Annotated in this window: 9 protein-coding genes; 4 read left to right on the top strand and 5 right to left on the bottom strand. The window is 71.8% G+C overall.

Going from position 1 to position 11,553, the window contains the following annotated elements; all coding sequences use genetic code 11:
• Positions 1–47: 47 nt before the first annotated feature.
• Both AAW13_RS40065 and AAW13_RS40070 read right to left on the bottom strand, forming a co-directional pair.
• Positions 48–1,199: a glutathione-independent formaldehyde dehydrogenase gene (locus AAW13_RS40065; protein WP_046734573.1), complete on the bottom strand. Its 1,152-nt coding sequence runs from the start codon at positions 1,197–1,199 to the stop codon at positions 48–50.
• A gap of 202 nt (positions 1,200–1,401) precedes the next feature.
• Positions 1,402–2,355: a LysR family transcriptional regulator gene (locus AAW13_RS40070; protein WP_046734570.1), complete on the bottom strand. Its 954-nt coding sequence runs from the start codon at positions 2,353–2,355 to the stop codon at positions 1,402–1,404.
• Between the two features lie 126 nt (positions 2,356–2,481).
• Between AAW13_RS40070 and AAW13_RS40075 the strand changes: the two genes are divergently transcribed.
• A complete protein-coding gene (locus AAW13_RS40075) occupies positions 2,482–4,791 on the top strand; it encodes an FdhF/YdeP family oxidoreductase (protein ID WP_046734569.1) in 2,310 nt (769 codons plus the stop codon).
• Between the two features lie 13 nt (positions 4,792–4,804).
• Here AAW13_RS40075 and AAW13_RS40080 read toward each other — a convergent pair whose 3' ends face one another.
• Together AAW13_RS40080 and AAW13_RS40085 are read right to left on the bottom strand one after the other, a co-directional pair.
• Entirely contained in the window at positions 4,805–6,034 is a 1,230-nt protein-coding gene (locus tag AAW13_RS40080; protein ID WP_046734568.1) for an alpha/beta hydrolase family protein, read from the bottom strand.
• A gap of 134 nt (positions 6,035–6,168) precedes the next feature.
• On the bottom strand, positions 6,169–7,710 hold the full coding sequence (locus AAW13_RS40085) for a glycoside hydrolase family 30 protein (protein ID WP_240528885.1): 1,542 nt from the start codon (positions 7,708–7,710) through the stop codon (positions 6,169–6,171).
• Between the two features lie 194 nt (positions 7,711–7,904).
• Between AAW13_RS40085 and AAW13_RS40090 the strand changes: the two genes are divergently transcribed.
• From AAW13_RS40090 to AAW13_RS40105, 3 genes are all read left to right on the top strand, one after another.
• The gene (locus AAW13_RS40090) at positions 7,905–9,065 is read left to right on the top strand and encodes an MFS transporter (RefSeq protein ID WP_046734571.1); all 1,161 of its coding nucleotides are present in this window, start codon (positions 7,905–7,907) and stop codon (positions 9,063–9,065) included.
• A 283-nt stretch (positions 9,066–9,348) separates the two neighbouring features.
• Positions 9,349–9,825 (top strand): SRPBCC family protein, encoded by a 477-nt coding sequence (locus tag AAW13_RS40100; RefSeq protein WP_046734566.1) that lies wholly within the window; start codon positions 9,349–9,351, stop codon positions 9,823–9,825.
• A 498-nt stretch (positions 9,826–10,323) separates the two neighbouring features.
• The gene (locus AAW13_RS40105; protein WP_046734565.1) at positions 10,324–10,845 is read left to right on the top strand and encodes a hypothetical protein; all 522 of its coding nucleotides are present in this window, start codon (positions 10,324–10,326) and stop codon (positions 10,843–10,845) included.
• A gap of 28 nt (positions 10,846–10,873) precedes the next feature.
• Here the strand turns inward: AAW13_RS40105 and AAW13_RS40110 are convergent, their stop codons facing one another.
• The gene (locus AAW13_RS40110; RefSeq protein ID WP_046734564.1) at positions 10,874–11,437 is read right to left on the bottom strand and encodes a hemerythrin domain-containing protein; all 564 of its coding nucleotides are present in this window, start codon (positions 11,435–11,437) and stop codon (positions 10,874–10,876) included.
• Positions 11,438–11,553: the final 116 nt, after the last annotated feature.

The following is an 11,553-nucleotide window of genomic DNA, read 5'->3' on the forward strand; positions in this document are numbered from 1 at the left end:
GGCGGGCCGGCTCCCGGGAGCCGGCCCGCCACGGCGGGGTGACGCGACTATGCGGCGAGTGCGTGACCGGGGTGCAGGACGACCTTGGTGTAGCCCTCGATCCGCTGGTCGAACTTCTCGTACGCGCCGGGCGCCTCCTCCAGCGGCAGTTCGTGGGAGACCACGAAGCTGGGCTTGGCCCGCCCCGCGATGATCAGGTCACGGAGCTGGCGGTTGTACTGCTTGACGTTGCACTGGCCGGTGCCCATCCGCTGGCCCTTTTCGAACATCCTGCCGATGGAGACCAGCAACTGGCCGTGCTTGGCGTGCTCGTCGGGTCCGCCCGGGTCGGACGGGACGTACAGGCCGGGTATGCCGAGCATGCCGGTCGGTCGCACCGTGTCGACGAGGGTGTTGAGGACCACGGCGGGCTCCTCGTGGCTCGCGTCGTGCGCCTGGGCCTGGTAGCCGACGGCGTCGACGCCCTTGTCGGTGCCCTCACCTCCGGTCTGTTCCTTGATCTGCTCCGCCGGGTCGCCCTTGGTGAAGTCGATCGGTATCGCTCCGATCTGCTCCGCCTTGGCGAGCCGCTCCGGTACCCGGTCGACCGAGAACACCTTGGCCGCGCCGCGCAGCAGCGCGGAGTAGGCGGCCATCAGCCCGACCGGACCCGCGCCGAAGACGGCCACGCTCTCGCCGGGGATCACCTGGGCGAGTTCGCAGCCGTGGTAGCCGGTCGGGAAGATGTCGGCGAGCAGCACGAAGTCGGTCTCGAATTCGTTGCCCGGCGGCAGCTTCAGGCAGTTGAAGTCGGCGAACGGTACCCGCAGCAGCTCCGCCTGGCCGCCCTTGTAGGGGCCCATGGCCACATAGCCGTAGGCTCCGCCGGCGAAGCCCGGGTTCACCGTGAGGCAGAAGCCGGTCTTCCCGGCCAGACAGTTCTTGCAGAAGCCGCAAGCGACGTTGAAGGGCATGACGACCCGGTCGCCCTGGGACAGCGAGGTCACACCGGAGCCGGTCTCCTCGACGATGCCCATGTTCTCGTGTCCGAACACGATGCCGGACTCGGCGGCCGTACGGCCCTCGTACATGTGCAGGTCGGATCCGCAGATGGCGGTCGATGTGACCCGTACCAGCACGTCGTTGGGGTGCTGGATGCCCGGATCGTCGACGTCCCTGACAGCGACGCTGAAAGGCTTCTCGTAGACAACGGCTTTCACCTGGTTCACCTCCGCGTCGAACGCCGGGTGACGACGGCGGACCACCCGGACCGAAAATCTGACCAGGAGAAACACATCGAGGCGGGCCCGGGTCGGTTCGTGCCGCAACCCTGGCGATCTTGTTTCACCGTCGGATACTTCCAGAAAACGCCGGTACGGCAGGCGGTGCAACCCACGGGGCCCGCGAGGGCCGGAGCGCGCGTCAGCGCGGCGCGTCGAACGGGGTCCCGTCGTCCGGCGCCGGCTGCGGCAGCCGTTCCAGCGCGGCGGCGACCCCCGCCCGGGCCACGACGTCGATCAGGGCCTGCCCGATCACCGAGACCGGTTCCCGGGCCGGGAGCACCAGGCCGATCCGCTCGGTACGGACCGGCCGGACCAGGGGAACGACCCGCATGCCCGTCGGCACGCCGAACACGTGCAGCCAGGCGTACGGCACGATACTCGCCCACTGACCGGCCCTGACCTGGGCGAACAGCGAGGCGATGGAGTCGGTCTCGACCCGCGGTGTCACGCTCACGCCCACGGCCTCGAACACCGCGTCGAGCACCTGGCGGCCCTGCATCATGGGGTGCAGCAGGCACAGCGGGTACCGGGCGGCCTCCTCCCAGGAGATCTCGGCGGGATCCGGACCGGCCGTGGTCCGCCGGGTCAGCAGCACGTGGCGCTCCCGGTACAGCGGTACGAAGGTGAAGTCGTGGGCGGCGACCGAGCTCTGGTAGGTGACGGCCGCGTCGAGTTCGTACCTCCGCAGCCGCCGCACGATGTCCTCGGCCTGGAGGTCGGCGAAGACCTGGACGGTCGCCAGCGGGTTGGCGGCGCAGAACGGCTGGGTCAGCAGCGCGACCGCGGTGGACGCCGTGGGGACGGTGCCGATGCGCAGCCGGCCGCTCAGTCCGGCCCGCAGTGCCTGGATCTCGCTCTCCATGGCGTCGCGGTCGGCGAGGATCCGCTGCGCCCACAGGACGACCCGCTCGCCCTCCGGTGTGAAGCCGTCGAACCGGCGTCCGCGCCGGACCAGCGGGATGCCGAGCTCGTCCTCCAGCTTCCGGATGCCCTCGGACAGGGTCGGCTGGGAGACGTAGCAGGCCTGCGCCGCCCTCGCGAAGTGGCGGGCCCGGCCGAGGGCGACGAGGTATTCCAGTTGGCGCAGTTGCACGCCCCCATGATCCCCCGGGCGGGGCGGCCGTGATCGGCGGTGCCTGTCAGACGATCGGAACTACCGCTTTGACCTGTGCCCGAGCGCTCACGAAGAGTGGGTACGACGGAGAGGACGTGGTGTGTGATGCGGGACGTCGAGGAGCCGGACGAGGCCGGGCTGTCGGTGACGGCTCCCAGGACATGGGCGACCGGTGCTCCGGCGGTGGCGCACGCGCTGCGGTACGCGCTCGGCCAGACCACGCCGAAGCGCGCCGCGCTGACCCTGCTCAACATCAACCAGACCGACGGCTTCGACTGTCCGGGCTGCGCCTGGCCGGAACCGGGCCCCGGCCGTCGGCACCGCAACGAGTACTGCGAGAACGGCGCCAAGCACATCAGCGACGAGGCGACGTCCCGGCGGGTGACCGCCGACTTCTTCCGGCGGTACTCGGTGGACGAGCTGAGCCGGAAGTCGGACTACTGGCTCAACCAGCAGGGCCGGCTGACCGAGCCGATGGTGCTGCGCGAGGGCGCGACCCACTACGAGCCGGTCGGCTGGGACGAGGCGCTGGACCTTCTCGCCGGCGAACTGCGCGCCCTGGACCACCCGGACGAGGCGCTCTTCTACACCTCCGGGCGGCTGGCCAACGAACCGGCCTTCCTGCTCCAGCTGTTCGCGCGGGCTTTCGGCACCAACAACCTGCCGGACTGCTCCAACATGTGCCACGAGTCGAGTGGTTCGGCGCTGAACGAGACCCTGGGCATCGGCAAGGGCAGCGTCAGCCTCGACGACATCCACGACGCCGACCTGGTGTTCGTCGTGGGGCAGAACCCGGGCACCAACCACCCGCGGATGCTGTCCGCGCTGGAGGAGACCAAGCGCCGCGGCGGTCAGGTCGTCGCGGTCAACCCGCTGCCGGAGGCGGGGCTGCTGCGCTTCAAGCACCCGCAGAAGGCGCGCGGGGTCGTCGGGCGCGGCACGGACATCGCCGACCAGTTCCTGCACATACGGCCCGGCGGCGACCTGGCCCTGTTCCAGGCGCTGAACCTGCTGCTCCTGGAGGCCGAGGACAAGGAGCCGGGCACCGTCCTGGACCGCGCGTTCATCGAGGAGCACACCACCGGCTACGACGCCTTCGCCGAGCACATCCGCCGGACGTCCTGGGACGCCGTCCTGGAGGCCACCGGCCTGAGCCGGGACGAGATCGAGCGGGTGCACGAGCGGGTGCTGGCGAGCCGTGGTGTCATCGTCTGCTGGGCGATGGGCCTGACCCAGCACAAGCACGGGGTGCCCACCATCCGTGAGGTCGTCAACTTCCTTCTGCTGCGCGGCAACATCGGCCGTCCGGGCGCGGGCGTGTGTCCGGTGCGCGGACACAGCAACGTGCAGGGCGACCGCACCATGGGCATCTGGGAGCGGATGCCCCAGGCGTTCCTGGACCGGCTCGGACGGGAGTTCCGCTTCACCCCGCCGACGCGGCACGGCCTGGACTCCGTGGACTCCATCCGGGCCATGCTGGACGGCCGGGCCAAGCTGTTCGTCGGGGTCGCGGGCAACTTCGTACGCGCGACGCCCGACAGCGAGGCCACCGAACGCGCGCTGCGCAACTGCCGGCTGACCGCGCACGTGTCGACCAAGCTCAACCGCTCGCACGCCGTGTGCGGGCGGACCGCGCTGATCCTGCCCACGCTCGGCCGCAGCGACCGTGACGTGCAGGCGGGCGGCGAGCAGTTCATGACGGTCGAGGACTCGATGAGCGAGGTGCACGCGACCCGCGGCCGGCTCGCCCCCGCGTCCGCGCACCTGCTCAGCGAGGTGTCCATCATCAGCCGCCTCGCCCGCCGGGTCCTGGACGCCGGGCCGCACGCCCCGGACATCCCCTGGGCGGACTTCGAGGCCGACTACGGCCTCGTCCGCGACCGGATCGCCCGGGTCGTGGAGGGCTTCGAGGACTTCGACGAACGGGTACGGCGGCCGGGCGGTTTCCGGCTGCCGAACCCGGTCAACGAACGGGTGTTCCGGACCCCCGCGGGCAAGGCCGTCCTCACCGTGAACGACTTCACGATGCTCCAGGCTCCGCCGGGCCATCTGGTGTTGCAGACGCTCCGCTCGCACGACCAGTGGAACACGGTCCCGTACGCGATGGACGACCGCTACCGGGGCATCAAGGGCGGCCGGCGGGTCGTGCTGGTGAACCGGGCCGACCTCGCGGACCTCGGTCTGGACGACGGCGCCCTGGTCGACCTCGTCAGTGTCTGGACGGACGGTTCGGAGCGCCGGGCCGACGCCTTCCGGGTCGTCGCCTACCCGACGCCCCGGGGTTCGGCGGCGGCCTACTACCCGGAGACCAACGTCCTGGTGCCGCTGGACAGCGTCGCGGACATCAGCAACACGCCGACGTCGAAAAGCGTGATCGTCCGTCTGGAGCGGGCCGGGGACCGGGCACCGGCCTGACCGTCCGGGCGGCTCAGCGGCAGAACAGCCGCACCTCCGGGTAGCGGTCGGGCAGTTCGGCCTCGTCGCGGCCGCGCAGCGACCGGTCGAAGAACGCGCTGAGGCAGGCGCGTTCGGCGGCGATCGCCCGTGCCGGCGCGATGGTGCCGACGTTCTCCACGACCGTCGCGCGGGGCAGGCCGAGTTGACGGGCGAGCTGCGGGATCATCGTCACCGCGTCGGTGTAGGTGGCGTGTTCGGCGCCGCGCAGGGTCAGTCCCGCGCCGTGGCCGCGGCTGTGCCGCCACAGGGCGTTCCAGGACGGCACCGTGCTCAGGTCGTTGCCGTCCTTGCCGACCAGAAGGAAGGGGCGGTCGAGGCCGTCCGCGGCGACACCGGACAGGTGACCGGAGTCGCTGTCCTCCTGGACGTAGGCGAGCACGCCGTCGAAGTTCGCTCCCGCGAGGATGCGCCGGTCGTCGTGCATGGCCTGTAGGGCGGTGAAGCCGCCGGCCGAGTGCCCGAACATGCCGATCCGGGTCCGGTCGGCCAGGTCGCGCAGCTCGCGGGGCAGGGCGCCGGGCAGCGCGTCGAGCAGGAAGCGGGTGTCGGCGACCCGTACGGCCATCGTCTTCTCCAGGAGCGCCCGGATGCGCCCCTCGTCCGGGTAGGCCTTGTCGAACTCGGCGGGCAGCACGGTGCGTTCTACACGGCCGTCGGGGAACTGGACGGCCGACGCGTCGTAGGTGTGGTCGAGGGTCACCACCACGTAGCCGCGGGAGGCCAGGTCGTCGCAGAGGGTGCTGCCGAGGGAACGGGGATCGCCGGCGCCGGGTGAGTAGCAGACCACCGGGTACGGGCCCCGGCTCCGGTCGGCCGGGGCACCCTCGTGGGCGTGGGTGCGGGTGGCCGCCCAGTCGACCCGGTCGCCGGGCACGTCGGCGAAGTTGTTGACCGCGGCGAACCCGGCGGCCTCCCCGGGGAGCAGCTGCGGCGCCCTCGGGTGGCCGTCGACGGCCCGCGCCGGGTAGCGGACGCTGATCATCAGTTCCCGGTACGGGCGCGACGGGACCCAGGGGTCGGCGCGTGTGGTGTCCACGAGGTGCAGGGAGACCGTCCCCACCGGGTGCGGGCCACCGGGCGCGGGCAGGGTCAGCCGTGCCCGCCCGGCCGGGCGGGACGCCGCCGACGCGGTGCGGGCGGAGACGGCGGACAGGGTGACGGTGGCGAGGGCCGACAGGACAGCGGCGCGGCGGGTGAGCAAGGGAGGCCTCCTGGTGTGCGTGTTTCCGTGACGCGTAGGCGTCTTCGGCGGCTTCTCCCAGCTTTGTGGACCGCGCCCGCCCGCGACCATCCGGCATACCGGTCGTCGCACGCGGGGGTCAGCCATACCCCCGGTCAGTGGCGGCCCCGGTCCTGCCACCGGTAGGTGGCGAAGGCGCCGGCCGGTACGGTCACGACGAACGTCCGGTCGCCGACGGTCATCCGGACCCGGCGGTCGGTGCCGGCGCTGTTGCCGAGGACCGCGACGTAACCGCCCGCCCTGGTGCGGTAGACGACGTTGCCGACGCCGTTGTCCGTGGCGCTGGACTCGACGCGGGTGTCACCGGGCGTGAGGTACTTCGCGAACTGTCCGAGGCCGTACAGCTCGTCGCGGACCGAGAAGCGCCCGGTGTCGGTGTGCACCGTCACCAGCCGGTCCGGCCACTTGGTGGTGGCCGCGACCTGGTCCCAGTCGATGTCGTTGTCCCGGGCCGGTGTCCAGTGCAGGGTGCCGCCGTACTGGTCGGTGGTCTGGGCCCACAGGATGTACGAGCCGGCGTCGAGACGGAAGTCGTCGAGGACGGTGGCGGGTGCCAGGTCGCTGGTCTCGGTGAGCTGGACCGGCTTCCCGGTCTGCTCGTAGGCGTCCCGCATGACGGTCGGGTCGCCCCAGTAGGGGTGGAAGGCGATGGCGTCGGCGGCCTCGCGGACCTGGGCGCCGGTCGCCGAGCCGTCGGGGGCGTCGTCGAAGATGCGGTGGTAGTTCTTGGTCGCGGTGCTGTGCGGATCGCGCCAGTCCCAGAAGTTGAAGTCGTGCACGTAGAGCTGGGTGCCGAGGTGGTGGGCGCGCATCTCGCGCTTGATCGCCAGGGCCAGTTCCTGCTGCTGGGCGACGCTGATGTCCATGGCCGGGTAGACGACGTCCATGCCGGGCTCGTTCAGCAGGGTGAGCGCGTCGACGCGGATGCCGTGCCGGGCGTACGCCTGCACGAACTTGACGTAGTAGCGGGCGAACACGTCGATGCAGTCGTCGCGCAACCTGCCGACCTGGTAGTAGTCCGTGCTGCTGCCTGGCTTGAGCGCGACCTCGCCGAGGAAGCGGTTGTCGGTCTTCATCCAGGCCGGTGCGCTCCACGCGGACGCGAAGAACGTGGCACGGGGGTTGTAGCGCTGGATCAGCTTGACCGTGTCGATGATGTGCAGGTCGAGGTCGCGCCGGACGGAGAAGTGCTTCAGGCCGAAGTCCTCGGTGACGCCGGCGGGCAGGTCGTCCTCCGACCAGAACGGCAGGTGCTCGATGAGGTCGGGGCTGCCGATGGTGAGCCGGAACCGGTCGAGTCCCGCGCCGTGCACGGGATCGACCAGCAGCCGGACGGCCCGGGCCCGCTCGGCGGGGGTGAGCTTCCACAGGTTGGACACGCTGGTCTCGTCCAGGGAGAAGCCGATGCCGGTGTACCGCTGCCGCAGGGCGCCCGGGTCGGCGGTGACGGTGGCGTCGACGGCGCCCCCGTGGTCGTCTCCCGTTCTGACCAACGGCAACGGCTGCCAGGCCTGCGTACCGCCGGTGGAGAAGGTACCGGTGACGGCCTCGCCGTGCCCGGACGCGGCGGGGCCCGCGCCGATGATTGGCAGGGCCATGACAGTAACGGCCGCGATCGCGGTCAGCGCACGTCTCACAACTGCTCCTGGACTCTTGGGGAGTTGCGATACAAGCAATATCCGTGGTGTTAAGTCAAGGTGTGAAGAAAGGCCCGTGCGGACGTGGCGCCGATCCGTCCAAGTGCCGTGGATCTTTGTCCATGGACCCGGACGCGGCCGGCCGCGAGGGTCGGTGCATGGACACAGGCGTACGGGAGGCGGGACCCCGCCGGGTGCCGGCCGGGCTGGTGGCGCTGGCACTCGGCGGCTTCGGCATCGGGCTGACGGAGTTCCTGATCGCGGGGCTGCTGCCGCAGGTGGCGTCGGACTTCTCGGTGTCCGGGGCGACCGCCGGGTGGCTGATCTCCGGGTACGCGCTGAGCGTGGCCGTCGGCGCGATCGCGCTCACCGCGGCGACGGCCCGGCTGCCGCGCAAGCGGGTGCTGGTCGGACTGGTGGCGCTGTTCGTCGCCGGCAACCTGTTGTCGGCGATCGCGCCCACGTACTCCGTGCTGCTCCTCGGACGGATCGTCGCGGCCCTGTGCCACGGCTCGTTCTTCGGCATCGGCTCGCTCGTCGCCCGCGGCCTGGTCGAGCCCGAGCGCAAGTCCCGTGCGGTGGCGGTCATGTTCGCGGGGCTGACGCTCGCCAACGTGCTCGGTGTGCCGTTCGGCGCTCTGGTGGGCGAGCGCTGGGGATGGCGGGCGGCCTTCTGGGCGGTCACCGCGATCGGGGTGCTGGCGCTGGCCGGCATCGTCGCCCTGGTCCCCGGCCGGCCGGCGGGAGCGCCCGCCGACGGGCCGCCCGCGGGCCTGCGGGACCAGGTGCGCGCGTTCCGGTCCGCACAGGTCTGGCTCACCCTGACCGCCACGGCCCTCGGGTACGGCGGGATGTTCGGCGCCTTCAGCTACCTCGCGTACACCTTCACCGAGGTCGGCGGGTTCGCCCCGGCCGACGTCGCCTGGCTGCTGATGGTGTACGGCGTCGGCCTGGTCGTCGGGAACCTGGTGGGCGGCCGCGCGGCCGACCGCGACCGGGACCGCGCCCTGGTGCTCTCGCTGCTCGCCCTGACCGTCACCCTGGCCGTGTTCGGACTGCTGGCCGGCAGTGCCGTGGCGTCGGTGCCGCTGGTCTTCCTGATGGGGGTGACGGGGTTCGCTCCCGTCCCCGGCATGATCACCCGTGTGACGGACGCCGCCCACGGAGCGGCGCTGGCCGCGAGCGCCAACGTGTCCGCGTCCAACGTCGGCAACGCCCTCGGCGCCTGGCTGGGCGGCCTGGCCCTGACCACGGGCCTCGGCTACACGGCCCCGCTGTACACCGGCGCCGCGATCACACTGGCCGCCGTGCTCGTCATGCTGGTCGCGGCGCGGCGGGCCGGGTCCGGCGTGTGAGGTGAGGCGGACCGGGGTGGATTGCCGGGAGAGATCCGGGTACCCGAGCGCCGTGGGAAAGCGATCAGAACGCAACGAGAAGGACAGAACGGCCCCGACCCTCACGGACGAGGTGCTCGAGCAGGTCGGAAAGCGTGCCGGCCGGGCGGACGCCGATCGCGGCGCTCCCGAGCGGGCGGCATCCGGCGACCCGATCACGCCGAGCCCGGGGGCCGACGAGAAGACACTCCGGGGCCGCCGGTCCGCGCCCCGGAACTGAGCCGCTCGCGACGAGGAGGAACAGATGAGCACGGTCAAGGAAGCCGTGGACGTCGGCGTCCCGCTTCACACGGCCTACAACCAGTGGACCCAGTTCGAGGACTTCCCGAACTTCATGGAGGGCGTCGAGGAGGTCAGGCAGCTCGACGACCGGCACAACCACTGGACCACGAGCATCGGCGGGGTGCGGCGCGAGTTCGACACCGAGATCGTCGACCAGCTGCCGGACGACCGGATCACCTGGCGGACCACCGACGGTGACACGCGGCAGCGCGGAACCGTCCGGTTCGAGTCGCTGGACGACGCCCACACCAGGGTGGAACTCACCATGGACGTCGAACCCACCGGGATGGCCGAGAAGGGCGCGGACGCCCTCGGCATGATCGACCGGCGCGTCAAGGGTGATCTGCGGCGCTTCAAGGAGTTCATCGAGCAGCGCGGCACCGAGAGCGGCGCCTGGCGCGGCCGGGTCCGCCCCGGTGACCCCGGCGGCCTGATCTGACGACCGGGCCCCAGCGCCCGCACACCCGAGGACCCCGGCCCCGCGCAACGGGCCGGGGTCCTCACCACGCCCGGGGCACGCCGTATCCCAGGAAGAGGCGGACCGCGCTGTTGCAGGCGCACACGGAGGCCGCCGACCGGGCCGCGTGCGGTCCCGCGGGCGCACACAGAGGGTGCCGTCCGGGCCACTCGCGGTGCCGCAGGCATGTACCGAGGCCGCCGACCGGGCCGCGCGCGGTGCCGCAGGCATGTACCGAGGCTGCCTGCCGGGCCACTCGCGGTGCCGCAGCCATCGAGGCTGCCGGCCGGGCCGTGCGCGGTCCGCCGGCACACACTAGGGGTATCGGCTGGGCCGCGTGCGGTGCCGCAGGCACACACGGGGGGTGTCGGGTGTTGTGGGCAGGGCCACGGCCATCGTCCGTATCTCCGAGGGGCCGGCCCGGGATACCGTTTTGTCGGTTCCCGGTCGGTTTTCCTCAGGTGTCTCGGACGGTTGGCAGTGCTCGCAGATCTCTCTCCGCTCATCGCCGCCACGGCTCGGTGGCTCTCGGGTGCCTTCCCGGCCCACGGGGGTGCGTTCGCCGCCGCGCGGTGCGAGGCACAGGCCCGGCAGGCCGTGACAGTGGCCGCCTGGCTGCGTTATCCGACCGCGCTGGACGCCGGCCTGGTCGGGGTCGCGGGTCCTGGTGGTTCCGCCCGGCTGGACTGGGTGACCGGCGGCGATGCCGCGCCCGACGCCGACGGCGCCTGGCGCAGCTGGGTGGACGAGGTGGTGGCGAGCTGGGCGGCCGGCCTGCTCTGCGACCCGGAACTGGCCCGGCTCGCCGTCGGCGCGCTCACGGACGGCGACCACCTGGCCGGCGCCTCGGTCGACTTCCGCCGCCTGCTCCTGCCCGACGAGGACGACCGGCGGGCGGCGTCACTGCTGCGCCACCCGGACCTGCTCGCCCCGGTGGCGGAGCTGCACCGTGCGCAGCTCCGCCACCGTCTCGAACCCGACGAGAGGGCCGTCACGACCTGAGCCCCGGCCGTCCGACCCGGAGTGCCGGTCAGTCCGGCTTGCCGCGGCCGGTCAGTGCGTCACGGAGCCGGTCGACCAGGCCGGCGCCCGGTGCCAGCATCTTGTTGGCCGGCGGCTTGTCCGGAGCGGCGGGGTGCGGGCGCGTCGGAGCCGTCTTCTTCGCCTGCCGGACCTTGTCGCCCAGATCGTTCAGCGCGTCCGCCGAGCAGGCGGCCCGCAGCCTGGGGAAGAGGTTCTGCTCCTCGTCCTCGACGTGCATGCGGATCTCGCTCATGAGGGAGTTCATCAGCGTGTCGAACCGGGCGTCGTCCGGCTCGCAGCCCTCCAGGTCCTTCATGATCTGCTCGGCCTTGGCGTGGTCCTCGAGTTCCTTGTCCGCCAGGGCGTCGCCGCCCTCGACGTGCTCGCGCACGGCCGGATAGAGGTAGGCCTCCTCGGCCACCGAGTGCCGTACCAGCTCCATCGTGGCCTGGTCGGCGTACAGCTTGCGGTTCCTGTCACCGGACGGCAGCGCCTCGAACTTGCCGAAGATCTCCTCCACCTCGCGGTGATCGGTCACCAACTCGTCGATGACGTTTCCACCGTGTCCCATGCCCTTCACCTCCGCTCGTGGCACAGCGGTCCGGGTTCGGACCCGCCGCGGGCCGAGTGCCCCGTGCCGCGCACGTCACACCGTTCACCGTCCCCGCCCCCCGTCCCCCGTCCCCC

It is taken from the genome of Streptomyces humi, assembly GCF_001005085.2.
Taxonomy (GTDB): Bacteria; Actinomycetota; Actinomycetes; order Streptomycetales; family Streptomycetaceae; genus Streptomyces; species Streptomyces humi.